We start from the raw sequence: 24,561 nt of genomic DNA, 5'->3' as shown, positions 1-24,561 counted from the left end.
CGGGAGCCGGTCCGAGGCTGCGGGCCGGCGGGGCTGGGCCAGGGGATGGGACTGGGTAGCCGTGCGGGTCGCGTCGAATTTACCTGCCGGAGCCGACCGCCGGGCCGTCCGTGCCCGGCCCGTACGCTGCGGGCGTGGCGTCTCTCACCGAACTGGTCCGGGCGAGCACGGATCTCGACGCCGCCGACCGGGAGTGGTTGCAGGTCCTGGTCGCGGACTGGCAGCTGCTCGCCGACCTCTCCTTCTCGGACCTGGTCCTCTGGCTGCCGGTGCGGGACGGCACGGGGTATCTGGCCGTCGCCCAGATGCGCCCGACGACGGGGCCGACCGCCTTCCACGACGATCTCGTCGGGTCGTTCACGGCCCGGGGGCACCGTCCGCTGCTCGACATCGCCCACGACGAGGCGCGCATCGTCCGCGAGGGCGACCCCGAGCTGCGCAGCGACGTGCCGGTCCGCATGGAGGCCATCCCGGTCCGGCGGGCGGGCCGGGTCCTGGGCGTCATCGCCCGCAACACCAGCCTGATCTCGGTGCGCACACCCAGCCGCCTGGAACTCACCTACATCCAGTGCGCCGCGGACCTGGCCCGCATGATCGCTGCGGGCCTGTTCCCGCACGTGGGGGCGGCCGGCTCGGTGTCGAACGTCCTGCAGGACGGCTCCCCGCGCGTCGGCGACGGGCTGATCCGGCTCGACCCCGACGGGGTCGTCACCTACGCCAGTCCCAACGCCCTGTCCGCGTACCGGCGCCTCGGCCTGGCCACCGACCTCGTGGGGACGCACCTCGGGACGATCACCGCCGAGCTCGCCCCGACGCACGGCCCGGTCGAGGAGGCCCTCGCCGTCGTGGCCGGCGGCCGGAAGCCGCGGGGGCTGGAGATCGAGACCGACGACGTCGTCGTCGGGCTGCGCGCGATTCCGCTGGACTCGCCCGAGGCCCACCTCGGCGCGATCGTGCTGCTCCGCGACGTCACGGACGTCCGGCGCCGGGAACGGGAGCTGATCACCAAGGACGCCACGATCCGCGAGATCCACCACCGGGTGAAGAACAACCTGCAGACGGTGGCGGCGCTGCTGCGCCTCCAGGCCCGGCGGTTGACCGAGCCGGGCGCGCGGACGGCGCTGGAGGAGGCGGTGCGCCGGGTCGGGTCGATCGCGATCGTCCACGACACGCTCTCGCTGTCCCCGGACGAGAACCTCGCGTTCGACGAGGTCGTGGACCGGGTGCTGGCGATGCTCTCCGACGTCTCGTCGGTCGAGGCGGGCCTGCTGCCCCGACGCGAGGGGGAGTTCGGCACGGTCGCCGGAGACCTGGCGACCCCGCTGTCCATGGTGCTCACCGAGCTGCTGCAGAACGCCCTCGAGCACGGGATCACCGCGGGGTCGAAGGTCCTCGTGGTGCGCGCCCGGCGCACCACGAACGACGACGGACCGGGGGAGACCCTCTACATCGAGGTCGACGACGACGGACGCGGCCTGCCGGCCGACTTCGACCCGATCTCGTCGTCGAACCTCGGGCTGCAGATCGTGCGGACCCTGGTCACCGGTGAACTCTCCGGCGAGCTCGAGATCGGAGCCCGGCCGGGTGGGGGAACGCGGGTCGCGCTGACGATTCCGCTGCGGACGCGGGCCCACTGACGGCGTCTCAGTTGCTCCGCCTCAGCCGATCAGGCGCGTCCCGGCAAGCACGAACCCCGGCCGACCGGCCGGGGTTCGTAGGGGTCTGCGGTAGCCCGATCCGACGATCTGCTCAGACGACGCGGGCGCGGGCGCGAGCGGTGCGGCGCTTGAGGGCGCGACGCTCGTCCTCGGAGAGACCGCCCCAGACGCCGGCGTCCTGGCCGGACTCGAGCGCCCACTGCAGGCACGTCTCGACGACGTCGCAACGCCGGCACACGGCCTTGGCCTCTTCGATCTGCATCAGGGCGGGCCCGGTGTTCCCGATCGGGAAGAACAGCTCGGGATCCTCGTCCCGGCAGACTGCGCGGTGGCGCCAGTCCATGGGTGTAGCTCCTTCAGTGGTGGGCTCCGGACTCGGGCGAGCTCCGGTCCCGGCGAATGTGTGCCTGGGGTTTCGCTAACTAGTGAACCGTTTCACGAGCGTTAACGGGCCCCCAACACGAGAGATATTTGTGTGAGATGAAGCACGGGTCCAGGGACCTTCGGTCCTGGTCAGGGCGGTATTTCGGTCCTTCTTCGCCCCGAACCGCAGACCACCTTGAACCACCCGCTAGCGTCGGCACAAGACCTCGAATCAGGGAATTGCGCCACACATCGGGCAGCTCGTCGGTCGGGCGGTGCGGAGGGCCGGGACGACGCATGCGTACAGAGCTTCCGCACCGTAGCTGTGGTATGCACCGCGACGCACGATCTTGAACCGGCATATCCGGTCACAGTCCGGCAAAGGGTGGGAAACACAGCGGTGAAATCGCCAGGTGAGGATGGGGGCGCAGAGCCCTCGGCGCGTCCGCTCGACGTGGCGGGAATGATCTCCGACGCCCGGCGGCACCCACGGCTGCTCGTCGTCGCGGCCCTCGCGCAGGCCCTCCAGGCTCTGACCCTGCTGGGCGTGGGCGTCGTCACGCTGGTGGTGGGAATCACGGGCGCCGGCAGCCTGGTCGACGGTCTGCTGGTGGGGGCGCTGGCCACCGGCGGCGGGGTCGGACTGCTCGCGGTCGCCCGCGGCCTGCTCGGCGCGCAGGGGTGGTCCCGGGCTCCCGCATTGGTCTGGCAGCTGATCACGCTGCCGATCGCCTTCACGACGATGGACGACCTGCCGGCCGTCGGCTACGCGCTCCTGACCTCGGCGATCGTCATTCTGGCGGCCTTGTTCGCCCCCTCCACCGGGGCCGTCCTGCAGGACTGAGCGCGCCGGGCCCGGCGGGTGGGGGCGGGGCTACTCCTCGACGAGGAGGTCGGCGCGCAGCTTCGCGAGCGTGCGGGCGAGCAACCGGGAGACGTGCATCTGCGAGATGCCGAGCTCGGTCGCGATCTGCGACTGCGTCATCCCGCCGAAGAAGCGGAGCAGCAGGATGCGCTTCTCGCGCGGGGGCAGTCGCTCCAGCAACGGCTTGAGCGACTCGCGGTACTCGACGCCCTCGAGCGCCTCGTCCTCCCCGCCCAGGGAGTCGACGACGGCGGGGGAGTCGCCCTCGCCCTGCTCCGGGACGTCGAGGGAGAGGGTGCTGTAGGCGTTGGCCGACTCCAGACCTTCGAGGACCTCTTCCTCGGAACGCCCGAGCCGCTCGGCGAGCTCGGAGACGGTCGGGGCGCGGCCGAGCTGCTGGGAGAGCTCGGCGGTCGCGGTCGAGAGGTGCAGCCGCAGCTCCTGCAGGCGCCGGGGAACCCGAACGGCCCAACCGCGGTCGCGGAAGTGGCGCTTGATCTCGCCGACGATGGTCGGGGTGGCGTAGGTCGAGAACTCGACGCCCCGGTCGATCTCGAAACGGTCGACGGACTTGATCAGCCCGATCGTCGCGACCTGGACGAGGTCGTCGAGGGGCTCGCCGCGGTTGCGGAACCGGCGGGCCAGGTGCTCGACCAGGGGTAGGTGGAGCTCGACGAGCGCGTCGCGCAGGGCGGGTCGGCGGGGGTCGTCGAGCTCCATCGACGCGAGCTCGGTGAGCATCGCGCGGGCGCGGTCCCGTTCGACCTCGCGGGCCGAGTCCCGGGTCGGCTCGGCCTGGATCTCGTCGGCCTGGTTCTCCTCGGCCTGGTTCTCCTCGGCCTGGATCTCGTCGGCCACGTCAGCCGCGTCCCGGCCCGGCGCCAGTCATGCCGCCCCCTCGGCGGTCTTGCGCAGGGTGATCGTCAGGTGTTGGTCGGAGTCGACGGTCGCCGTCACGTCCCCGGCGAGCGCCGACAGGACCGTCCAGGCGAAGGTGTTCCGCGGGGGAACGGCGCCGTCGCGCGTCGGTGCGGTGACCTCGACGGTCAGCGTCGGGGCGTTCAGCGTGAACCGGCAGAGCAGTTCGGTGTCGGGGACGACCTGCGCGAGCAACATCGCGCAGGCCTCGTCCACCGCGATGCGCAGGTCCTCGATCTCGTCGATCGTGAAGTCCAGCCGCGCGGCCAGACCCGCAGTGGCGGTGCGCAGCACGGAGAGGTAGGCGCCGTCGGCGGGGAGTCGAACCTCGACGAAGTCGTCCATCGGTCCGTCCACCCGTCCGCCGACGGCGCCTGCAGGCTCCGAGGAGCTCACGCGGCCTTTTTGGTCGCCCAGAAGATCTCGGCGATCTCGTCGATCTTCGCGAGCAGCTTGTTCGCGACCTCGACGTCGACCGAGCTCTTCGTGCCGCCCGCGCCGGCCAGCTTGGTGGCCTCGTTGAACAGCTGGTGCAGGTTCGGGTACGCCTCGAAGTGCGGCGGCTTGAAGTAGTCGGTCCACAGCACCCAGAGGTGGTGCTTGACCAGGTCGGAGCGCTCTTCCTTGATCTTGATCGCCCGCTGGCGGAAGGTCTCGTCGTCGCTGGCGTGGTACTTCTCGATGGTCGCCTTGACCGACTCGGCTTCGATCCGGGCCTGGGCAGGGTCGTAAACGCCGCACGGCAGGTCGCAGTGGGCGGAGACGTCGATCGGGCGGAACAACCGCATCGGATCGGTCCCTTCGTGTCGGTTCTGTGAAAGTCACGGCGACACTACCCCGGTGGGCACGGACGAAGAGCGGAAGGGCTGGGGGACCGCGCGCGTCTCCGGCGACTCGATGCGGCCGACCTACCGACCGGGTGACCTGCTGCTGATCCGCTACCGCGCCCGACCGCGGGTCGGCCGCGCCGCGGTCGTCCGCCTGCCGGACCGGGGACTTGCGGTCAAGCGCGTGACCCGGCGCGAGCCCGAGGGGTGGTGGGTGGAGCGGGACAACCCGGCGGCGGGGGTCGACTCCTGGTTGGTGGGGGCGATCCCGGACCGCGACGTCGTCGCCGTCGTCGTGGGCCGGATCTGGCCGATCTTTCGTCGGTAGCGATCTGGGGCGCCGTTGCCCGCGTGACTAGGGTCGGATCATGTTCGCTGTCAGCGCTGCGCGCTTCTCCGACTCCGACCCGCTGTCCGCCCTCGACCTCGGGGAGCGGCCCGAGCCGATCGCCAAGGACGGCTGGGCGACGGTCGACGTCAAGGCGGCCTCCCTCAACCACCACGACCTGTGGAGCCTGCGGGGGCGTGGCCTGAAGGAGGAGCAGCTCCCGATGATCCTCGGCTGCGACGCGGCCGGGACCGACGAGGACGGCAACGAGGTCATCGTCCACGCGGTGATCGGCGACCCGGAGTGGAAGGGCGACGAGACCTTCGACCCCAAGCGTTCGTTGCTGTCCGAGCAATACCAGGGCACGTTCGCGGAGAAGGTCGTCGTGCCGCGGCGCAACCTGGTGCCCAAGCCGGCGCAGCTCTCCTGGGAGGAGGCGGCCTGCCTCCCGACCGCGTGGCTGACCGCCTACCGGATGCTCTTCACCCGCGCGGGCATCTCGCCCGGCGCCACGATCCTGGTCCAGGGTGCGGGTGGCGGTGTCGCGACCGCGCTGATCAGCCTCGGCCGTGCGGCCGGCCTGCGCGTGTGGGCCACGAGCCGGGACGAGGCCAAGCGCGAGCGTGCCCTGTCGCTCGGCGCCGACCAGGTCTTCGCCTCCGGTGCCCGGCTGCCGGAGCGCGTCGACGCGGTCTTCGAGACCGTCGGCGAGGCGACCTGGTCGCACTCGGTCAAGGCGCTCAAGCCCGGCGGCACCATCGTCATCTCCGGCGCGACCAGCGGGGACGCCCCGCCGGCCGAGCTGACCCGGATCTTCTTCCTGCAGCTCTCGGTCGTCGGCTCGACGATGGGCTCCCGTGACGAGCTCGAGCGCCTCGCCCAGTTCATGGCGACCACCGGCGTTCGGCCGCTGATCGACGAGGTCCTGCCGCTCCAGGACGCCCGCCGCGGTTTCGAGAAGATGCACTCCGGGGACCTGTTCGGCAAGATCGTCTTCACCGTCTGAGCCCCACCGGGCTCGACCCCCCGGACCAATGGGGACGTTCGGGGGGTCATGTCCCGGCCCCGGGTTGCCGACAACCGGATGGCGGCGGGAGCAAGGGACACCGGTGGAGAAGCTGGGCATCAGCGAGCAGCTCATCGAGCAGCTGCCGGACGCGGTCTTCGTGGTCGATTCGTCCGGAAAGATTCTGTTCGTCAACGGGCAGGGCGAGACCCTGTTCGGCTGGACGCGCGAGGAGCTGGTCGGGCAACCGATCGAGACCCTCGTCCCGCCGAACGCGCGCGCCGCGCACCCGATGCACCGCGGGCAGTACTTCGGTGCGCCCCAGGTGCGGCCGATGGGCGCCGGGCTCGACCTGTTCGGCTGCCGCAAGGACGGCTCGCAGTTCCCGGCCGAGATCTCGCTGTCCTCGATCGAGACCGAGGACGGCCGGCTCGTCACCGCCGTGGTCCGGGACGCCACCGACCGGCTCAAGACCCAGGCCAAGTTCTCCGGCCTGCTCGAGGCCGCCCCGGACGCGATGCTCGGGGTCGACGACTCCGGGCTGATCCAGTTGGTCAACACCCAGGCCGAGGTCATGTTCGGCTGGTCGCGCAACGAGCTGCTCGGCCGGCCGATCGAGACGCTCGTGCCCGACCAGGCCCGGGCCGCGCACCGCCAGCACCGCACCGGGTACTTCGCCGAGCCCGTGGTGCGCTCCATGGGAGCCGGCATCGACCTGGCCGCCCGCCGCAAGGACGGCTCGGAGTTCCCGGTCGAGATCTCGCTGTCCTCGATCGAGACCGAGGACGGTCTGCTCGTCACCGCCGCGGTCCGGGACGTGACCGAACGCAAGGCGTTCGAAGGCGTCGTCGCCCGCGCCCGCGACACCGCCGAACGCGCTGCGCGTTCGCGCCAGGAGTTCCTGGCGAACATGAGCCATGAGATCCGCACCCCGATGAACGCCATCATCGGCATGACCAGCCTGCTGCTGGACACCCCGATGGACCGTCAGCAGCGTGACTTCGTCGAGACGATGCGGACCTCGGGTGAGCACCTGCTCACCATCATCAACGACATCCTCGACTACGCGAAGATCGACGCGGGCAAGCTCGTGCTCGAAGAGGTCGCGTTCGAGATCCGCGACTGGCTGGGGGAGACGGTCGACCTCGTCACCCTCCAGGCGCACGAGAAAGGCCTCGAGCTGGCGTGCGACGTCGCGCCCGAGGTGCCGGCGATCGTCATCGGCGACCCGGCCCGGACCCGTCAGGTGCTGGTCAACCTCCTCGCGAACGCCGTGAAGTTCACCCACACCGGGGAGGTGGTGGTCCGCGTCGAGGTGGAGCGCACCGACTCCCGCCCGGACGGGAGTCCCGAGACCTGGCTGCGTTTCGAGGTCGCCGACACCGGTATCGGGGTGGCCTCCGACCGCATCGAGTCGTTGTTCGAACCGTTCACCCAGGGCGACAGCACGACGACCCGCATCTACGGCGGCACCGGCCTCGGCCTCGCGATCAGCCGCCGTCTCGTCGAGTCGATGGGCGGCGACATGGAGATGGCGTCGAGCCCGGGAGCGGGCACGACGGTCACCTTCTCCTTCCCGGTCACCGGCCGGGACGCCGAGGAGAGCGTCGCCCCCGCGGGGCTCGCGGGGAAGCGTGTCCTCATCGTGGACGACAATGCGACGCACCGTCAGATCCTGGAGGCGTGGGCGCAGCAGCACGAGATGGAGGCCGTCACCGCGGGCGGCGGCGAGGAGGCACTCAACCTCGTCGAGCTCAACCAGACGCTCAGCCGGAGCTTCGACCTCGCCCTGCTCGACCTGGACATGCCCGGCATGGACGGCTACGAACTCGGTCGCGCGCTGCGGCAGCGGAGCCCCGGGATCCGGCTCGTGCTGCTCCACTCGACCGCACCGACACGGGTCGTCGAGCCGGGACTGTTCGACCTCGTGCTGGCGAAGCCGGCCCGCGCCGAGAAGCTGACCGAGCTCCTGCTCGAGCTGGTCCGCACCGGACGGGTCCGCGACACGGTCACCTCGTCCCCGTCCTCGGTGTTCGACCTGCCGGTGCCGGCCCGCAAGCTCTCGATCCTCGTGGTCGAGGACACCCCGGTGAATCAGAAGGTCGCCCAGCACCTCCTGGCGCGGTTCGGCTTCCGCGCCGACGTGGCGGCGAGCGGCCGCGAGGCGCTGGACGCCCTGGCGCAGCGGGCGTACGACCTGGTTCTGATGGACATTCAGATGCCCGAGATGGACGGACTGGAGGCCACGCGGCGGATCCGCGCCCGGTGGCCGGAGCGCGGCCTGCACATCGTGGCGATGACCGCGAACGTCGCGACCGAGGACGTCCGCCGCTGCTACGAGGCCGGGATGGACGCGTTCCTCCCCAAGCCGATCGACGTCGCCTCCCTCGGGCGCATGCTCAGCGGCCTCCTCAGCGCGCCCAGCGTCGACGACCTCGTCGTCGACCCGGACGTGGTCGGTCGGCTGCGCGAGGAGATCGGGCCGGAGATCGTCCGCGAGCTCGCCGAGGAGTTCCTCGCCGACCTCGAGGTCTCCCTGCCGGACCTCGAGGCGGTCTGCCGGGCCCAGGACCGGGCCGCGCTCGCCGCGGCCGCCCACAAGCTCAAGTCACCCGCGCGGTCCCTCGGCGCCGAGGCCTTCGGCCAGTTGCTGCACGACCTCGAGCAGCGTGCGGCCGCGGAGGACTGGGCGACCCTGACCCGGCTCGTCGGCCGGGTCGTCGGCCAGCGGCAGTCGCTCGATGATCAACTCCGCGCCGCCGTCAAGGACTAGGACGTCCGCGCCCGTCAGTCCTCGTCGTCGTCGTAGCGCGCCAACCAGGTGGCCAGGCGTTCGATCGGGACCTCGAACTCGGGGTTGAGGTCGACGAACTCGGAGAGCCGGTCCGCGAGCCAGGCGAGGTTGACGTCCTCCTCGCCGCGGCGCGCGGCCAGCTCCTCGATCCCGCGGTCGGTGAAGTACATCTGCTCCGCCGTTACCGGGCGAACGCCTGCTCGACGAGCAGCTGCTGCTCGTACTCGTGGACCGAGTGCGAGCCGACCGCCGGCGCCGAGGACGCCGGGCGCGAGACCCGGTAGAGCACGCGTCCGACCTGCTCGGCGAAGTGCAGCGCCATGAACGGCCACGCACCCTGGTTCGCCGGCTCCTCCTGGACCCAGCGCAGCTCGGTCGCGTTCGGGTACTTCGCGAGCGTCGCCTGAAGCTCGTCGACGGGCAGCGGGTAGAGCTGCTCGACGCGGACCAGCGCCGTGTCCTGCGCGGAGCCGTGCTGCTCCCGCTGGGCGGACAGGTCGTAGAAGACCTTGCCGGTGCACAGGAGCACCCGCGTGACCGCGGCCGGGTCGACGGTGTCGTCGGCGATGACCGGCTGGAAGTGCCCGGAGGTGAAGTCGCTCGGGGCCGAGACCGCGGCGCGGTGCCGCAGCAGCGACTTGGGCGTGAAGATCACCAGCGGCCGGTGGAACGACCCCAGGGCCTGCCAGCGCAGCAGGTGGAAGTGGTTGGCCGGCGTCGTCGGGATCGCGACCGTCATGTTCCCCTGCGCGCACAGCTGCAGGAAGCGCTCCGGGCGGCCGGACGAGTGGTCCGGGCCCTGGCCCTCCATGCCGTGGGGGAGCAGGAGCACGACGCCCGAGGTCTGGCCCCACTTCTGCTCACCGGAGGAGATGAACTCGTCGATGATCGTCTGGGCGCCGTTGACGAAGTCGCCGAACTGGCCCTCCCAGCACACGAGCGCGTCGGGTCGGGCCACCGAGTAGCCGTACTCGAAGCCGAGAGCGGCGAACTCGCTCAGGAGCGAGTCGTAGACGTAGAAGGTGCCCTGGTCCGGGGACAGGTTCTGCAGCGGGTTGTACTCAGCCGCGGTCTTGCGGCAGACGAGCACCGCGTGGCGCTGGGTGAACGTGCCGCGGCGGCTGTCCTGCCCGGCGAGACGGACCGGCCGGCCCTCGAGCAGCAGCGACCCGAAGGCGATCAGCTCGCCGAAGCCCCAGTCGATGTTGCCGGTCTCGATCATCGCGGCGCGCTTCTGCAGCAGCGGCGCGACGCGAGGGTGGACCGAGAATCCGTCAGGGACGTTGACCTGGCTCTCGACGATCCGCTTCAGCGACTCGCTGCTGATCGCGGTGCTCACCGAGGTGGCCGGCACCTGGTCGTTGCTGACCGGCTGGGCCACGGTCGCGGGCGTGCTCGAGCTGCCGCGCGTCTCCGCGAAGACCTTCTCGAGCTGCTCGCGGTAGTCCTTGAGGGCCTCCTCGGCCTCCTCGAACGTGATGTCCCCGCGACCGATCAACGCCTCGGTGTAGAGCTTGCGGACCGAGCGCTTCTGGTCGATCAGGTCGTACATCAGCGGCTGGGTCATCGAGGGGTCGTCGCCCTCGTTGTGGCCCCGTCGCCGGTAGCAGATCATGTCGATGACGACGTCCTTCTTGAACGCCTGGCGGAACTCGAACGCCCACCGCGCGACGCGCACGCAGGCCTCCGGGTCGTCACCGTTGACGTGGAAGATCGGCGCCGCCACCGTGCGCGCGACGTCGGTCGCGTACAGGCTCGAACGGCTGGACGTCGGCGAGGTCGTGAAGCCGACCTGGTTGTTGACGACGACGTGCACGGTGCCGCCGGTGCGGTAGCCGCGCAGCTGCGACATCTCCAGCGTCTCGGCCACGACACCCTGGCCGGCGAACGCGGCGTCGCCGTGGAGGAGGACCGGCAGGACGGTGAAGCCGCTCTCGCCGCGGTCGATGATGTCCTGCTTCGCGCGGACGATGCCCTCGAGGACGGGGTTGACCGCCTCCAGGTGCGACGGGTTCGCGGCGAGGTAGGTCTTGACCGTCGAGCCGTCGTGCGCGGTGTACACGCCCTCCTGGCCGAGGTGGTACTTCACGTCGCCGGAGCCGTGCATCGACTTCGGGTCGATGTTGCCCTCGAACTCGCGGAAGATCTGGCCGTAGCTCTTGCCGACGATGTTGGCGAGCACGTTCAGGCGGCCACGGTGCGGCATGCCGATCGCGACCTCGTCGAGCCGGGCCTGGGCCGCGGCGACGAGCAGCGCGTCGAGGAGCGCTATGACGGACTCGCCGCCCTCGAGCGAGAACCGCTTCTGACCGACGTACTTGGTCTGCAGGAAGGTCTCGAAGGCCTCGGCCTCGTTGAGCTTGCGCAGGACGCGGAGCTGGTCGTTGCGGGGAAGCCGGTCCGGGGCGCGCTCGACGCGCTCCTGGATCCAGAGCCGCTCCTTCGGGTCGGCCATGTGCATGTACTCGATGCCGACCGTGCGGCAGTACGAGGAACGCAGCACGCCGAGGATGTCGCGCAGCTTCATCAGGCCCGACAGGGAGAACGTCGTGCCGGAGACGAACTCGCGGTCGAGGTCCCACAGCGTCAGGCCGTGCTTGACGATGTCGAGGTCGGGGTGACTGCGCTGCTTGTACTCGAGCGGGTCCGTGTCGGCCATCAGGTGACCGCGGGTGCGGTAGGCCTCGATCAGCTCGTGGACGCGGGCCTGCTTGGAGACCTGGTCCTCGTGGCTGGTCGCGATGTCGGTTTCCCAGCGGATCGGCTCGTACGGGATCCGCAGCGCCGCGAAGACGTCGTCGTAGAAGTTGTCCTCGCCGAGGAGCAGCTGGTGCAGGCGACGCAGGAACTCACCGCTCTGCGCGCCCTGGATGATCCGGTGGTCGTACGTGGACGTCAGCGTCATGATCTTGCTGACGGCCATGTTCGCGAGCGTCTCGGGGGAGGCGCCCTGCCACTCGGCCGGGTACTCCATCGCGCCGACACCGATGATCGTGCCCTGACCCTGCATCAGACGCGGGACGGAGTGGACGGTCCCGATCGTGCCCGGGTTGGTGAGGCTGATCGTCGTGCCGGCGAAGTCGTCGACGGTGAGCTTGTTGTTCCGGGCCCGGCGGACGATGTCCTCGTAGGCCAGCCAGAACTGCGCGAAGTCGAGGGTCTCGGCCTTCTTGATGGAGGGGACCAGCAGCGACCGCGAGCCGTCGGCCTTGGTGACGTCGATGGCGAGACCGAGGTTCACCGACTCGGGGGTGACGAGCGCCGGCTTGCCGTTGATCTCGGTGTAGCCGCAGTTCATCGCCGGCACGTCCTGGAGCGCCCGGACGACCGCGAAGCCGATCAGGTGCGTGAAGGAGACCTTTCCGCCGCGCGCCCGCTTCAGGTGGTTGTTGATGACGATGCGGTTGTCGATGAGGAGCTTCGCCGGGACCGCGCGCACCGAGGTCGCGGTCGGGACGGTGAGGCTCGCCTCCATGTTGGTGACGACGCGCGCCGCCGGGCCCTTGAGCGGGGAGACGTTCTCCGCCGCGGCCGGGGCGGCGCTCTTGGCCGGAGCGGCCGGAGCGGCGGGCTGGGCCGGGGCCGCAGTGGCCGGAGCAGTGGCGGTGGGGGCGGCGGGCGCCGGGGCCGGAGCGGCCGGAGTCGGAGCGGCCGGAGTCGGGGCGGCCGGAGTCGGGGCGGCCGGAGCGGCCGCGGGAGCCGGGGCGGCGGGAGTCGCCGGGGCGGTTGAGGCGGCCTCACCACCGGCCGGGGTGGCGGGCCGGGTCAAGATTCGGTGAATTCCGGTGTCGGAACTCGGGGTGTAGTCGGCGAAGAACTCCCACCAGGCCGGGTCCACGCTGTTCTTGTCCCGCAGATACGCCTGGTAGATCTCGTCCACCAGCCATTCGTTGGTCCCGAACCCGGACATCGGATTGGACTGCGGTGACGACACGGTTTTGATCAACCTCTTCCGGGCTGCGCACAGGGACCAGACGGGACCTCGGACCACCGGTTCCGCCGCTCTGACCAGCGTAGTCGCCGTGTTCGTCTGGTCACAGGTCGGTAGGGGTGGCCCAACTCACCTGCCCGTTGCGTGGGGCCCTGACCCCTCCGGAAACGGCCGACCGCCTGACCTTCGTGGTCTACCGCTCACCCGTTCGGCGTGGATGTTTGCCACCGTTTTGGGGGCATTTGTCGGGTTTCGGCGGATCCTGACGGGCACGTGAAATCCGTTCGAGACCCCTGGGGGGTTCTCGGGAGATGGGGCGAGGACTCATGGTTACTCGACGTTTCACCTCGGCCGCTCTGGCCGCCGGGGTCGCCACCGCGGTGGGCGTCACCTTGTTCACGACCGGTGCGCAGAGCGCCGGTGCGGCCGTCGCCGACGACGACCTGCGGGGCAAGGCGCTGCAGGACTACACGATCGACACGGGGCGGAGCGGTCCCAGCGTCGGTGACCGGTACGTGTTCTCGGAGCGGCTGTTCGACGAGGACAACAAGCGCGTCGGCACCCTGGCCGCGACGTGCGACGTCACCTACGTCAACCGGAGCTCGAGCGGTCGCGTGAAGAACGCGCTGTCGCACTGCACCGGCACCTTCCGCCTCGACGACGGCCAGATCACCGTCGCCGGCACGATCACCCGGACGGCCAAGAGCGCCGTCCTCGCGATCACCGGCGGCACCGGCCGGTACGACGACGCCGCGGGCGAGGTCGCGCTGAAGTTCGTCAACGACAAGCGGACGAACTACGACTTCGACTTCGAGAACAAGCGCGGCGGCACGATCGTCGGCTAGCCGCGGTCAGGTCCCCGGCTGTTTCCCCCGGCCGAGGTCGGTCACGCTGAGATCGTTCAGGATCCGGGCGGCGGCGTTGTGTCCCGCCGCCCCGATCACCGACCCGGCCGGGTGACAGCCGGCCGACCCGGCGTACAGGCCGGGCAGCCCGGTCGCGTACGGCACCCGGTCGGCGAAGGCCACCGTGTTGTCGACGTGGTGGATGTGCCCACCGGTGATGCCGAACCGGGCCTCGATGCCCGACGGGGGGAGCGCGAGGGTGTCGGCGACGCTCGCCGTCGTCCCCGGAGCGAAGCGGTCGCAGACCTCGAGCAGGTGCGCGACGTAGCCGGGTAGTTCGGTCTCCCAGTCCGAGCCGTGCGGGACGTGGGGCACCGACTGCACGAACAGCGCCGACGAGTGGTGCCCGGCCGCGTCCTGCAGGCTCGGGTCTACGGTCGTGTGCAGGTACCACTCGATCGTCGGGAACGTCGGGTAGCGCGGCAGCCGTCCGGCCTGGACGTCGGCCCACATCGCGCGCACCGCCTCGAGCGGGCGGTCCTCGCCCGGCATCAGGTGCACGGTGGCCCCGCCCGTCGCGCCGGCGCCGGGGGAGTCCGCGAGCGCGGGGAAGTGCGGCACCTCGCGCAGCGCGAGGTTCAGCTTCAACGTGACGCCGGGTCGGCGGATCCGCTCCAGCCGCTCGGCCAGGTCCGCGGGCAACGCGTCGCCGACGAGGGCAGGGAGCCGGAACGGGTCGCAGGCCGCGAGGACGACGGTGGTGTCGATGCGCCCGTGGTCGGTCTCGACGCCGCTGACGACGCCGGCCGTGGTGTCGATCGCGCGGACCGGGACGGACGTCCGCACCTGGGCCCCGGCGGCGCGGGCGGCGTCGGCCAGGGCACCGGTGACGGTCCCCATGCCGCCGCGGACGATCATCCAGGTCCCGTCCGACCCGGGCAGTCGGCCCATGTTGTGGGCGAGGAAGTTGTGGCCGGTCCCCGGGTCGTCGACGCCGGCGGTCAGGCCGGAGATGCCGTCGGTGATGGCGTACATCGCGACCAGGCGCTCGGAGATGAAGCCGAACCGCGCGAGGTGGTCGACGACCGAGCCCCGGCACAGCGCGACGAAGGTCTCGCGCAGCGCGGGACGGATGTACCGCTCGGCGGTGTCCTCGATCGACAGCGGCTCGGCGAGCCAGGCCGGCGCGAGGTCGGTGCGCAACTGGTCGAGCTCGGCGTTCAGTGCCGCGTCCGCGCGGGCGTCGGCGGGGGAGAAGGCCGCCTCGATCGCCGCGGCGTTCGCGGCGGCATCGGCGCCGAGCACGACCGAGGGCAGGGTCGAGCCCGCCGGGGCCGGCAGCGCGTAGTGCGGGTTCCGGCGCAGCACGGGGAGGTCGAGGCCCAGTGTCGCGATCAGCTCGGGCGGCATCAGCCCGAGCAGGTACGCCCCCGTCGAGTGCCGCAGTCCGGGCACCGCCGCGAAGGGTGTCTCGGTGCGCGCCGCGCCCCCGACGACGTCCGCCGCCTCGCAGACGACGACGTCGAGTCCGGCCCGGGCGAGCAGGGTCGCGGCGACCAGCCCGTTGTGCCCGGCTCCGATCACGACGACGTCGGCGCGTGCACTCACCCGGCCGAGTCTGGCAGGACTAGGGTCGCAGCGTTCGGACGTCCCGCGCGGACGCTGACCCGTGAGGCAATTGCCATGGCCGAGATCCCGGTGACCGCCGTGCGGCGGGCGCGACGCCGGGCGCCGGTGCGGTTGCCCGGGCCGATCGACGCCGGGCTGATCACCGTCGGCCGACTGACGACGCTGGCGATCGCGAGCGTCCGCTACCTCGTCACGGACCTGGTGCGCGGTCGCTTCCCTTGGCGCGAGTTCCTGCTGCAGGCCTGGTTCGTCACGAGCGTCTCGCTGCTCCCGGCGATCCTCGTCGCGATCCCGTTCGGCGTGATCGTCGCGATCAACGTCGGCAGTCTCGCGCAGCAGGTCGGGGCGTCCTCGTTCGTCGGCGCGGTGAACGGGCTCGGCGTCATCCGCGAGGGTGCGCCGGTCGTCACGGCGCTGCTGCTCGCGGGCGCGGCCGGGTCGGCGATCTGCTCCGACCTCGGGTCGCGGACGATCCGCGAGGAGATCGACGCGATGCGCGTCATGGGCATCTCGCCCGTCCGGCGCCTGGTGGCTCCGCGCGTCGCCGCGCTCGTCGTCGTCGGTGTGCTGCTCTGCTCGATCGTCGCGATGACCGGGGTGCTCGCCGGCTACTTCTTCAACGTCTACGTCCAGCACGGCACGCCCGGCACCTACCTGAACTCGTTCACCGACTTCGCGACCGCCGGGGACTTCGTCGTCGCCGAGATCAAGGCCGCGGTGTTCGGATTCCTGGCCGCGATCGTCGCCGCGCACAAGGGGCTGAACGCGCGCGGTGGGCCGAAGGGGGTCGCCGACGCCGTGAACCAGTGCGTCGTCCTGAGCTTCCTGCTGCTGTTCAGCACGAACATCCTCATCACGCAGGCGTACCTGCTGATCTCGCCGCCGGCGGTGGTCTGAGGTGGTCGTGCTCTCGCCCGCGGCGCGGGCCCGTAGCGGGGCGAAGCGGGTCGGCGACTCGTTCGCGAACCTCGGCGAGCAGGCGACGTTCTTCGCCAAGGCCGTCGGGTACGTCCCGTACGCCCTGCGGTACTACCGCGGCGAGATCTGGCGGCTGCTCTCGGACATCAGCTGGGGCAAGGCGTTGCTCGTCGGCGGCGGGATCATGGGCGTGATGCTGCTGCTCTCGGCGTTCGTCGGGACGTCGGTCGGCATCGCCGGGTTCACCGGGCTCGACATCATCGGCCTCGCACCGTTCGCGGGCTTCGTCTCGGCGCTGGCGAACACCCGCGAGTTCGCCCCGCTGATCGCCGCGCAGGCCTTCGCCGCCCAGGTCGGCTGCCGCTACACCGCCCAGCTCGGCGCGATGCGGATCTCCGAGGAGATCGACGCGCTTCAGGTGATGGCCGTCCGCCCGGTGCCGTACCTGGTGAGCACCCGGCTGGTCGCCTCGATGATGGCGATCCTGCCGATGTACGTCGTCGGCCTGTTCGGGTCCTACTTCGCCACGCAGCTGGTGGTGACGACGTTCTTCGGTCAGTCGGCCGGGACCTATCAGCACTACTTCCTGGCGTTCCTCAATCCGTTCGACATCGTGCTTTCCACGGTGAAGGTCGCGATCTTCATCGTGCTCGCGACGCTGATCCACTGCTACTTCGGCTTCCACGCCGCCGGCGGGCCGGAGGGTGTCGGCCGTGCGACCGGGCGGGCGATCCGCGCCAGCGTCATCCTGATCATCGTCTCGGACATGTTCCTCACGCTCGCGTTCTGGGGTTACGACCCCGGGGTCCGGATCTCGGGATGAGGGGACCGACGTGAGGCCCGGTCCGAGGCGGGGACGGCTGGTGGCGAGCCGGGGCGACCTGATCGTCCGCGGCGTGGCCTACGTCGTCGTGATCGCGCTGGCGATCGGGTTGGTGCTCGCGCGCTTCTCCGGGGCGTTCGCCGACCGCGTCACGGTGGTCGCGCTGCTCACCGAGCCCGGGGACGCCCTCGCGCCCGGGTCGGACGTGAAGATGCGCGGCGTCCTCGTCGGCCGCGTCGGTTCGATCGCGCGGGAGATCGGCTCGGGCGGTGCCGAGGTGGAGCTGCGCCTCGACCCGGGCACGGTCGATCAGATCCCGGCCGAGGTGACGGCGCGCAGCCTGCCCGCGAACTTCTTCGGGCAGTCCTTCGTCGATCTCGTCCCGCCGAAGCGCACCGCCGGTCCGATCCGCGGCGGCGCGCGGATCCCGGCCGACACCTCCGCCGCCACCGTCGAACTGCAGGACGTCTTCGGCAAGCTCTACCGCGTCCTGTCCGCGGTGCAGCCCGTTCAGCTCGCCACCGTGATCGGGGCCCTGTCCGAGGCCCTCGACGGACGGGGCGCGCAGATCGGTCAGCTCGTCGGCCGCACCGACGCCTACCTGCGGGCGTTGGCGCCGTCGCTGCCCGCGCTGCGCGAGGACCTGACCGCGTTCAGCCGCTTCGCCGCCGACCTCAACCGGCGCGCGCCGTCGTTGCTGGACTCCGTCGACGACGTGCTGGTGCTCGCGCGGACCCTGGTGGACCGTCAGGAACAGTTCCTCGAGCTGCTCGGCGGCGGGCTCGGGCTGACCGCGAGCGCGCGGAAGCTGGTGGGCGAGAACGAGACGCGGCTGATCCGGGTCAGTGGGCAGACCCGGCAGATCGTCGGTGTCCTCGGCCGTCACCCGACCGCGTTCTCCCGCGGCTTCGTCGACCTCGGGGCCTTCCTCGGTGGCCTCGCCACGACCGACGCGGGCCGGATCGGCCTCGACACCCGCCTGACCACGACCCCGCTGCCGACCTACACCGCCGCGGACTGCCCGCGGTACCCCGGGCTCGCCGGACCGAACTGCCCGGGCGGGGGAGGGCGCAACGTCGACTACGGCGGGATCGGGTCCGTCGGCAGTGTCTCGGACCGCCTCGTGCTCTCCCAGATCCTCGCGGCGCTCGGGGCGGGCCGCGGGTCGAGCGGTGACATCGGCCTGCTCCTCGCCGGGTCCATGGTGCGCGGGTCGACGGTGGTGATGCCGGGATGAACGCGATGAGTGTGCGGGGCGCGGTGGTCCGCCTCGTGGCGTTCGCCGTGGTCGCGGCGTTCATCGGGATGCTGCTGCACAACACCCTGACCAACCGTCTGGCCGGCCCGACCGCCTCGTACTCGGCGACCTTCACCGACGCCTCCGGCCTGCACCCGGGCGACAACGTCCGCGTGGCCGGGGTGCGCGTCGGGCGCGTGGACGCCGTGAAGCTGCGCGACAACGTCGCGTGGGTGAAGTTCACGGTGCGCGCGGAGCAACCGGTCCTGCGGAGCACCAGCGCGGCGATCCGGTACCAGAACCTGATCGGGCAGCGGTACCTCGCGCTGCTGCCGGGGCCGGGGTCCGCCGACGCGCTGCCGCCGGGCAGCGAGATCCCGCTGACGCAGACTCAGGACGCGTTCGACCTCACGGTCGTGACCAACGGGTTCCAGCCGCTGTTCGAGGTGCTGTCGCCGGCCGACATCAACCGGCTCGCCGGGCAGCTGATCCAGGTCCTGCAGGGGGAGGGCGGGAGCATCACCAGCCTGCTGCGGACGACGGCGGAGCTCTCGGGCCGCCTCGCCGACCGCGACGAGGTGATCGGCCGGGTCGTCGAGAACCTTGCCCAGGTCGCCGGCGACATCGCACAGCGCGACACCGAGGTCGACGCCCTCGTCGGTCAGCTGCAGCGGCTGTCCGCGGCGGCGGCGAAGGACCGGACGCGGATCGGGTCCTCGATCGCCGCGCTCGCCGACCTCACCGACGCGACCACCGGTCTGCTGACCGACATCCGCCCGCTGCTGCGGGAGGACGTCGCGAAGCTGAACCGGGTGCTCGCCACCTACGCCCGGGCGAACAAGCCGTTCGGGGAGGCGGTGCGTGGGCTGCCGGTCGCGCTCTCCGCCTTCGCCCGGCAGATGCAGTACGGATCCTGGATCAACATCTACATCTGCAACCTGACCGCCGGTTCGCAGCGGCTGCTCGACTCCGGGTCGAACTCGGAGGTGTGCGCGTGATGGCGGCCTTCCTCGGGACGATCCGCGACCTTCTGCGCCGGCTGGTGCCCCGGACCCCACGGGCCACCGGCATCGCGACCGTCACCGTCCTCGGCGTGCTGGCCGGTCTGCTGTTCGTCCCGAGCGGGCTCGCGCTCGGGAAGCAGACGTTCGCCGCGGAGCTGGCGCGCTCGGGCGGGCTGCTGCCGGGCGACTCGGTCCGCATCGCGGGGATCTCGGTCGGGCAGGTCACGTCGTTGAAGATCCGCGACGCGAAGGTCCGGGTCACCTTCCGCGTCGGGGACGGCGTGAAGCTGGGCAAGGACACGCGCGCGGACGTCAAGATCGCGACCCTGCTCGGCACGCACTACCTCGGGCTGTCGCCGTCCGGGACCGAACCGCTGCCGAACCGGACGATCCCGATCACGCAGACCAGCGTGCCGTTCGAGGTGCAGGACATCATCGAGGCCGGGGCCCCGGCCCTGGAACAGCTCGACGGCGACCGGCTGCGGCGGGCCCTGCGCGTCCTGGCCGACGGGTTCCGGGACACACCCGCCCTGACCCGCGAGGCCGTCGAGAACATCGCGCGACTCTCCGACGTCGTCCTCACGCGCCGCGAGCAGCTCGGGGAGCTCGTCTCGCGCACGGCGGCGGTCACCGCGAACCTCGACGCCAACCGCGACACCCTGGTCGACCTGCTGGAGCAGGCGAGTGCGATCTTCGCCGAGATCTCCACCCGGCGGGCGGTGCTGCGGGAGCTGCTCGCGGACACCCGGGCGCTGGCGCGGGTGCTGAGTGCGCTGGTCCGGGAGAACTCCGCCCAGATTTCGCCGTTGCTGCGCAATCTCAACGTCGTGCTGGAGACCCTGCGCGCGAACGACGAGGCGCTCCGGCGCGTGGCCGTGCTGCTCGGGCCGGCGGCCCGCTACTTCGGCAACGCTGCCGGGAACGGGCCCTACGTCGACGCGAACGGGCCGAACGCCGTCCTGCCCGACGCCGCTCTCTGCAAGCCCCAGGGGACGTGTTGAGCCGCCTGCGGCGCCTGCTCGCCGCCGCCACCGCGTCCGCCGCGCTCCTCGCGGGCGGCGGCTGCGGCGTGCTCGGCGACGACTCGATCACGATCACCGCCCACTTCACCGACTCCGTCGGTCTGTTCCCCGGCAACCACGTCGACGTGCTGGGGGTGCCCGTGGGCACCGTGACCCGCATCGAGCCGCAGGGCACCAGCGTCGCGGTCACGCTGCGCGTCCCGGCGGACCTCAAGGTGCCGGCGAACGCGGGGGCGCTGATCATCCCGCCGACCGTCATCACCGACCGGTACGTCGAACTGACGCCGGTGTGGACGGCCGGGCCGGTGATGGCGGACGGCGGCGTCATCCCGCTGGAGCGCACCCGGACGCCGGTGGAGTTCGACCGGGTCGTCGCCGCGCTGGACAAGCTCGCGAACTCGCTGACCGACGACACCCGCACCCTGGGCGCGATCCAGGACGCGCTCGGCGTCGCGGCGAAGAACGTCAAGGGCAACGGCGCCGAGATGGCGAAGGGCATCGCCGGGCTGTCCGCGGTGATCGACACCGTCGCCGAGAACCGGGGCGACCTGACCGCGCTGATCCGCAGCCTCGACTCCCTGAGCGCCACCTTCGCGCAGAACGACGCCACGCTGCGCCGGTTCGGCCGGAACGTCGCGAAGGCCACCACCGTGCTCGCGGACAACGGGACGTTGCTGCGGCAGACCCTCGACGCGCTCACGACCGCGCTCGCGGACGTGCGCGAGTTCGTCCGCACCAACTCCGGGGCGGTGCGGACGGGGGTGCGGGACCTGACCGCCGTTCTGGACGTCCTCGTCGACCACCGCGTCGAACTCACCGAGGCCCTCGACGTGCTCCCGCTGACGCTGCAGAACCTCACGCGGGCGGTGGACCCGGAGCGGCGGCGGGTGCGGTTCAACGCCTCCGCGGCTGCCAACCTGCTCAACCCCGTCGTGCTCCAGCAGTTGTGCGACGCCGTCGGCGCCCTGTGCCCGAACCGCGGCAAACCGATCGGCGCGCTCTCCGACGTCTTCGGGCCCGACGCCGCCCGAGCCCCCGGGGGTTCGCGATGAGGCGCGCGCGAGTGGTCGGGGCCGTGCTGGCCGGGGTACTCGTGGCCGCGGGGCCGGCGGGCTGCAGCGTCACGCTCTCGGACCTGCCGCAGCCGGGCGCGGGCGTCGAGGGTCCGACGTACGAGATCACCGCGGTCTTCTCCGACGTGCTGAACCTGCCGGACGGGGCGCGGGTGCGGGTGAACGGCGTCGACGTCGGCCGGGTCGTCGGCATCGAGACCCGCGACTTCCTCGCGCAGGTGCGCCTGCGGCTGCCGACGCGGGTGGTGCTCACCGACCGGGCCACGGCGGAACTGCGGATCACCACCCCGTTGGGTGAGGGGTTCGTCGACCTCGACCCGGGGCGGGGGAAGCGCACGCTGGCCGACGGCGCCGTGCTGCCGCTGACCGCGACCAGTACGACCGCCGGTGTCGAGGACATGCTCAGCGCGGCCTCGCTCCTGCTCACCGGCGGCGGGCTCGGGCAGCTGCGCACGGTCGTCACGGAACTCAACGCCGCCCTGGACACCAAGCGCGGCGACGCCGGCCGGCTGTTCCGGTCGCTGACCACGGTGCTCGACGCCTTCAACGACCGCTCGGCCGACATCGACCGCACCCTGACCGCACTCGACGGGCTCTCCGGGGCGCTGGCCACGCGCCGCGACACCCTGCTCGCCGCACTGCGCGACGCCACCCCCGCCGCGAAGCTGCTCGCGGACTCGACCTCCCGGCTGACCGAGCTGCTGTCCCGGCTCGAGGAGCTCGCCCGGGTCTCCGACCGTGTCGTCCGGCGCACCCGTGCCGATCTCGTCGCGACCCTGCGCGAGATCCAGCCGGTGCTGGACGCGCTGATCTCGATCTCCGACGACGTCGAGCCGACGCTGCGTCAGCTCGTCCGGTTCGGGGAGTTCCTCGACGACGCCACCCCCGGGGACTACCTGACCGGGGACATGGAGCTGACCGACGGCTCGGTCGGGGCGTCCGCGCCGGACCGGGCGGAGGGCACACGGTGAGCGCCGCGCTGCGCCGGCACGGGACGCTGCTGGCGAACCTCGCCGTCCTGGTCGTGCTGGTGGTCGGGGTCTACCACGTGGGGATCAACGTCCTGCGCCTGCAGATCGGGCGCGACCCGTTCACGGTGCGCGTCGAACTGGCGCAGGCCGGCGGCCTCTACGAGCGGTCGGAGGTCAACTACCGCGGCAAGTTGGTCGGCCGCGTGACCGCGGTCCGGCTGCGTGACGGGGGCGCGGTCGCCGACCTGCGCCTGGACGAGGGCACGAAGATCCCCGCGGACACCGACGTGGTCGTCGCCAGCCTGTCCGCGGCGGGCGAGCAGTTCGTCGACTTCCGGCCGCGCCGCAGCGACGGGCCGATCCTGCGCGACGGCGACGTCATCCCCGTCGAGCGCACGGCGGTGCCGATCTCGACCGCGGCGGTCGTCCGCGACGTCACCAAGCTGCTGGACCAGGTGAACTCCGACGACCTGGCGACCGTGGTCGAGGAACTGGCGATCGCCCTCGACGGCAACGGGGGCGCGCTCGGTCGGCTCGTCACGTCGTCGAGCGAGCTGATCGAGGCGCTCCGCGGGAGCCTGCCGCAGACCGTGCGTCTGCTCGCCAACGCCCGTCGCAACCTCGACACCGCCAACGCCCTGTCCGGTGACTTCGAGACGTTCACGACCCAGCTGCGGCGCCTGACCCGCGAGCTGCGCGGCACCGACCCGAACGTCCGGCGGCTGCTCGACACCGGCCCGGAGGCGGTCGCGGACCTCGACGAGTTCGTCACCGCGCTGACCTCCCCGGTGGGTGCGCTGCTCGGCAACCTCGTCGTGCCCGGGGACCTGATCACGGCGCGGCTGCCCGCGCTGGAGGCGCTCGTCATCGCCTTCCCCGACGCCACCGGGGCGCTGCGCACCACCGTGCGGAACGGCAAGCTCGCGATCGATCTGCACCTGACGAACAACCCGACGTGCAGCTACGCCGGACCGCGGCGCACCCCCGTCGACCCAACGCGGACGGAGCCGGACCGCAAGCGCACCTGCACGAGCCGCCTGCCCGGCGTACAGGTGCGCGGGTCGCAGAACGCGCCCAAACCCGCGCCGTCCGGCCCCGGTGCGCCCGGATACCCCGCGGTCGTCCTCGGGTACCAGCCCGCGAACGGTCTGGTGACGCTGCCGGACGGGACGCGGTACTCGCTCGGCCCGGTCCGTGCCGAGGGCTCGATGACCGCCGCGATCGCGATCCTCGTCGCGCTGCTGCGGACCTGAGCGACCCCATGAGCCCTACGATCGGCACGCCATGACCGACGACATCACGACGCCCCCGGCCGGCCCGGCCGCGGAGGCGGCACCCGCCCCGTCCCCGGGCCGGCTGGCCCGCGCCGCCCGCCCGGTTCCGTTGCTGTCGTTGGCGTTGGTCGCGAGCCTGCTGTTCTCGGCCTTCCTGCTGCTGCGGGGGAGCGGCGACGACGACGGGGAGCGCAGCGAACTGCTCGCGGTCGCCGAGACCTACGCGGTGAACCTGACGACCTACGACTCCGCCCGGCTGGACGCGGACTTCGCACGCGTCATGGACGTGGCGACCGGTCAGTTCCGCGGCGAGTACGAGGTCGCGCAGGACTCGCTGCGGGAGCTGATCGTGAAGTACCAGGGGAAGGCGACGGGCAAGGTGCTCGCCCGCGCCGTCCTCAGCCTGGACGACGGGCGCGGCGAGGTCGTGCTGTTCGTCGATCAGACCGTGACCAACACGAACTCGGACCAGCCCAAGATCGACCGACTCCGGATGCGCATGGGGCTGGAGAAACAGTCGGGGCGATGGTTGATCAACCAGCTGGATCTGGTCTAGAGCAACGGAAGTGGCGGACCGTCAGGTTGTGAGTCCGTTTGCGTACCGGGGGGCTGTTGTTGGCGTGCGCGGGGGGCGCCGCAAACCGCGCCGAGGGGTGGGCCGACGTCAGCCGATGGAGGCGGCGGGGACGACGCCGGCCATCCAGATCCCGAACGCCACGGTGACCGCCGCGCAGACGACCGCGAGGCCCAGCAGCAGTGCGGAGCCCCGGTTCACACGGCGGGACTCGACCTCGGCGTCGTAGCTGCCGAGGAGGGTCAGCGACGCGGTGCGGTGGCGCGACATGGCCGGAATCGTGCCCGAAAAGACGGCCCGCGGAACGCGGCGCGCCCAGTCATGGACGAGGTTTGACATCCCGTTTTCGTCGGAATCATCAGGTATCACCGAGCGTGGATCCGCCCTGACGCAAAGGAACGAGACACGCCTCACGTGTGGGGGGATCGACATCGATACCTACGGTTACGAAAGAACCGAGGCCCCGCCCGAACAGGGAAAACAGGCGCTCCGGTAAGCCCG

General features: G+C 71.5%; 23 protein-coding genes. 15 read left to right on the top strand and 8 right to left on the bottom strand.

Annotated features, from left to right (window positions below):
* Positions 1–134: 134 nt before the first annotated feature.
* Complete coding sequence (locus tag ABD401_RS12420) at positions 135–1,637, top strand: sensor histidine kinase (RefSeq protein ID WP_344605104.1); 1,503 nt, start codon at positions 135–137, stop codon at positions 1,635–1,637.
* Positions 1,638–1,749: 112 nt separating this feature from the next.
* Here the strand turns inward: ABD401_RS12420 and ABD401_RS12415 are convergent, their stop codons facing one another.
* Positions 1,750–2,001 carry a WhiB family transcriptional regulator gene (locus ABD401_RS12415; protein ID WP_019876180.1) on the bottom strand — a complete coding sequence of 84 codons (252 nt, stop codon included), beginning with the start codon at positions 1,999–2,001 and terminating at the stop codon, positions 1,750–1,752.
* Positions 2,002–2,484: 483 nt separating this feature from the next.
* Between ABD401_RS12415 and ABD401_RS12410 the strand changes: the two genes are divergently transcribed.
* Positions 2,485–2,865 carry a hypothetical protein gene (locus tag ABD401_RS12410; RefSeq protein ID WP_344605100.1) on the top strand — a complete coding sequence of 127 codons (381 nt, stop codon included), beginning with the start codon at positions 2,485–2,487 and terminating at the stop codon, positions 2,863–2,865.
* Positions 2,866–2,895: 30 nt separating this feature from the next.
* On the opposite strand, the gene ABD401_RS12405 is transcribed toward ABD401_RS12410, so the two are convergent.
* Genes ABD401_RS12405 through sodN form a run of 3 tightly spaced genes read right to left on the bottom strand, consistent with a single transcriptional unit; the run spans position 2,896 to position 4,592 of the window.
* Positions 2,896–3,771 (bottom strand): RNA polymerase sigma factor SigF, encoded by an 876-nt coding sequence (locus ABD401_RS12405; protein WP_425566127.1) that lies wholly within the window; start codon positions 3,769–3,771, stop codon positions 2,896–2,898.
* Entirely contained in the window at positions 3,772–4,149 is a 378-nt protein-coding gene (locus ABD401_RS12400; protein ID WP_344605223.1) for an ATP-binding protein, read from the bottom strand.
* Between the two features lie 47 nt (positions 4,150–4,196).
* Complete coding sequence (gene sodN / locus ABD401_RS12395) at positions 4,197–4,592, bottom strand: superoxide dismutase, Ni (protein ID WP_344605098.1); 396 nt, start codon at positions 4,590–4,592, stop codon at positions 4,197–4,199.
* Between the two features lie 52 nt (positions 4,593–4,644).
* On the opposite strand from sodN, the gene ABD401_RS12390 reads away from it, so the two are divergent.
* The 3 genes from ABD401_RS12390 to ABD401_RS12380 all read left to right on the top strand — a co-directional run bounded on the left by ABD401_RS12390 (position 4,645) and on the right by ABD401_RS12380 (position 8,738).
* On the top strand, positions 4,645–4,959 hold the full coding sequence (locus ABD401_RS12390; protein WP_344605096.1) for a S24 family peptidase: 315 nt from the start codon (positions 4,645–4,647) through the stop codon (positions 4,957–4,959).
* A 40-nt stretch (positions 4,960–4,999) separates the two neighbouring features.
* Positions 5,000–5,965, top strand: coding sequence for a zinc-binding dehydrogenase (locus ABD401_RS12385; RefSeq protein ID WP_344605094.1), 966 nt, complete (start codon positions 5,000–5,002; stop codon positions 5,963–5,965).
* Positions 5,966–6,068: 103 nt separating this feature from the next.
* Complete coding sequence (locus ABD401_RS12380) at positions 6,069–8,738, top strand: hybrid sensor histidine kinase/response regulator (protein WP_344605092.1); 2,670 nt, start codon at positions 6,069–6,071, stop codon at positions 8,736–8,738.
* Between the two features lie 14 nt (positions 8,739–8,752).
* Here ABD401_RS12380 and ABD401_RS12375 read toward each other — a convergent pair whose 3' ends face one another.
* Together ABD401_RS12375 and ABD401_RS12370 are read right to left on the bottom strand one after the other, a co-directional pair.
* Complete coding sequence (locus ABD401_RS12375; protein WP_344605090.1) at positions 8,753–8,929, bottom strand: DUF6104 family protein; 177 nt, start codon at positions 8,927–8,929, stop codon at positions 8,753–8,755.
* A gap of 11 nt (positions 8,930–8,940) precedes the next feature.
* Positions 8,941–12,669 (bottom strand): multifunctional oxoglutarate decarboxylase/oxoglutarate dehydrogenase thiamine pyrophosphate-binding subunit/dihydrolipoyllysine-residue succinyltransferase subunit, encoded by a 3,729-nt coding sequence (locus ABD401_RS12370; protein WP_344605221.1) that lies wholly within the window; start codon positions 12,667–12,669, stop codon positions 8,941–8,943.
* A gap of 347 nt (positions 12,670–13,016) precedes the next feature.
* On the opposite strand from ABD401_RS12370, the gene ABD401_RS12365 reads away from it, so the two are divergent.
* The gene (locus tag ABD401_RS12365) at positions 13,017–13,535 is read left to right on the top strand and encodes an allene oxide cyclase barrel-like domain-containing protein (protein WP_344605088.1); all 519 of its coding nucleotides are present in this window, start codon (positions 13,017–13,019) and stop codon (positions 13,533–13,535) included.
* A 6-nt stretch (positions 13,536–13,541) separates the two neighbouring features.
* Here ABD401_RS12365 and ABD401_RS12360 read toward each other — a convergent pair whose 3' ends face one another.
* Complete coding sequence (locus ABD401_RS12360) at positions 13,542–15,143, bottom strand: phytoene desaturase family protein (RefSeq protein WP_344605086.1); 1,602 nt, start codon at positions 15,141–15,143, stop codon at positions 13,542–13,544.
* A gap of 75 nt (positions 15,144–15,218) precedes the next feature.
* Between ABD401_RS12360 and ABD401_RS12355 the strand changes: the two genes are divergently transcribed.
* From ABD401_RS12355 to ABD401_RS12315, 9 genes are read left to right on the top strand one after another with little or no spacing between them, the layout of a single operon-like run.
* Complete coding sequence (locus ABD401_RS12355; protein ID WP_344605084.1) at positions 15,219–16,061, top strand: MlaE family ABC transporter permease; 843 nt, start codon at positions 15,219–15,221, stop codon at positions 16,059–16,061.
* 1 nt (position 16,062) lies between these two features.
* Positions 16,063–16,905 (top strand): MlaE family ABC transporter permease, encoded by an 843-nt coding sequence (locus ABD401_RS12350; protein WP_344605082.1) that lies wholly within the window; start codon positions 16,063–16,065, stop codon positions 16,903–16,905.
* A gap of 40 nt (positions 16,906–16,945) precedes the next feature.
* Positions 16,946–18,142: an MCE family protein gene (locus ABD401_RS12345; RefSeq protein ID WP_344605080.1), complete on the top strand. Its 1,197-nt coding sequence runs from the start codon at positions 16,946–16,948 to the stop codon at positions 18,140–18,142.
* On the top strand, positions 18,139–19,140 hold the full coding sequence (locus ABD401_RS12340; RefSeq protein ID WP_344605078.1) for an MCE family protein: 1,002 nt from the start codon (positions 18,139–18,141) through the stop codon (positions 19,138–19,140). Before ABD401_RS12345 ends, ABD401_RS12340 begins: the two co-directional genes overlap by 4 nt.
* A complete protein-coding gene (locus ABD401_RS12335; protein WP_344605076.1) occupies positions 19,140–20,147 on the top strand; it encodes an MCE family protein in 1,008 nt (335 codons plus the stop codon). Before ABD401_RS12340 ends, ABD401_RS12335 begins: the two co-directional genes overlap by 1 nt.
* A complete protein-coding gene (locus tag ABD401_RS12330) occupies positions 20,144–21,220 on the top strand; it encodes an MCE family protein (RefSeq protein ID WP_344605074.1) in 1,077 nt (358 codons plus the stop codon). The genes ABD401_RS12335 and ABD401_RS12330 overlap by 4 nt, the downstream gene beginning before the upstream one ends.
* Entirely contained in the window at positions 21,217–22,212 is a 996-nt protein-coding gene (locus ABD401_RS12325) for an MCE family protein (RefSeq protein ID WP_344605072.1), read from the top strand. The genes ABD401_RS12330 and ABD401_RS12325 overlap by 4 nt, the downstream gene beginning before the upstream one ends.
* Complete coding sequence (locus tag ABD401_RS12320) at positions 22,209–23,465, top strand: MCE family protein (RefSeq protein WP_344605070.1); 1,257 nt, start codon at positions 22,209–22,211, stop codon at positions 23,463–23,465. The genes ABD401_RS12325 and ABD401_RS12320 overlap by 4 nt, the downstream gene beginning before the upstream one ends.
* 31 nt (positions 23,466–23,496) lie before the next feature.
* The gene (locus ABD401_RS12315; RefSeq protein ID WP_344605068.1) at positions 23,497–24,042 is read left to right on the top strand and encodes a hypothetical protein; all 546 of its coding nucleotides are present in this window, start codon (positions 23,497–23,499) and stop codon (positions 24,040–24,042) included.
* Positions 24,043–24,150: 108 nt separating this feature from the next.
* Here ABD401_RS12315 and ABD401_RS12310 read toward each other — a convergent pair whose 3' ends face one another.
* A complete protein-coding gene (locus ABD401_RS12310) occupies positions 24,151–24,330 on the bottom strand; it encodes a hypothetical protein (RefSeq protein WP_344605066.1) in 180 nt (59 codons plus the stop codon).
* Between the last annotated feature and the right edge of the window lie 231 nt (positions 24,331–24,561).

It is taken from the genome of Sporichthya brevicatena (assembly GCF_039525035.1).
In the GTDB taxonomy this organism is placed as follows: domain Bacteria; phylum Actinomycetota; class Actinomycetes; order Sporichthyales; family Sporichthyaceae; genus Sporichthya; species Sporichthya brevicatena.
The sequence above is the reverse complement of the archived record's forward strand: the minus strand, read 5'-3'. Positions and strand labels throughout refer to the sequence as shown.

Bases quoted from the DNA above. Each gene is read 5' to 3' on its own strand.
- ABD401_RS12340 (WP_344605078.1), top strand. From the start codon at position 18,139: ATGAACGCGATGAGTGTGCGGGGCGCGGTGGTCCGCCTCGTGGCGTTC.
- ABD401_RS12325 (WP_344605072.1), top strand. From the start codon at position 21,217: ATGAGGCGCGCGCGAGTGGTCGGGGCCGTGCTGGCCGGGGTACTCGTG.
- ABD401_RS12315 (WP_344605068.1), top strand. From the start codon at position 23,497: ATGACCGACGACATCACGACGCCCCCGGCCGGCCCGGCCGCGGAGGCG.
- ABD401_RS12410 (WP_344605100.1), top strand. From the start codon at position 2,485: ATGATCTCCGACGCCCGGCGGCACCCACGGCTGCTCGTCGTCGCGGCC.
- ABD401_RS12370 (WP_344605221.1), bottom strand. From the start codon at position 12,669: ATGTCCGGGTTCGGGACCAACGAATGGCTGGTGGACGAGATCTACCAG.
- ABD401_RS12375 (WP_344605090.1), bottom strand. From the start codon at position 8,929: ATGTACTTCACCGACCGCGGGATCGAGGAGCTGGCCGCGCGCCGCGGC.
- ABD401_RS12415 (WP_019876180.1), bottom strand. From the start codon at position 2,001: ATGGACTGGCGCCACCGCGCAGTCTGCCGGGACGAGGATCCCGAGCTG.
- ABD401_RS12310 (WP_344605066.1), bottom strand. From the start codon at position 24,330: ATGTCGCGCCACCGCACCGCGTCGCTGACCCTCCTCGGCAGCTACGAC.
- ABD401_RS12355 (WP_344605084.1), top strand. From the start codon at position 15,219: ATGGCCGAGATCCCGGTGACCGCCGTGCGGCGGGCGCGACGCCGGGCG.
- ABD401_RS12400 (WP_344605223.1), bottom strand. From the start codon at position 4,149: ATGGACGACTTCGTCGAGGTTCGACTCCCCGCCGACGGCGCCTACCTC.
- sodN (WP_344605098.1), bottom strand. From the start codon at position 4,592: ATGCGGTTGTTCCGCCCGATCGACGTCTCCGCCCACTGCGACCTGCCG.
- ABD401_RS12385 (WP_344605094.1), top strand. From the start codon at position 5,000: ATGTTCGCTGTCAGCGCTGCGCGCTTCTCCGACTCCGACCCGCTGTCC.
- ABD401_RS12335 (WP_344605076.1), top strand. From the start codon at position 19,140: ATGGCGGCCTTCCTCGGGACGATCCGCGACCTTCTGCGCCGGCTGGTG.
- ABD401_RS12365 (WP_344605088.1), top strand. From the start codon at position 13,017: ATGGTTACTCGACGTTTCACCTCGGCCGCTCTGGCCGCCGGGGTCGCC.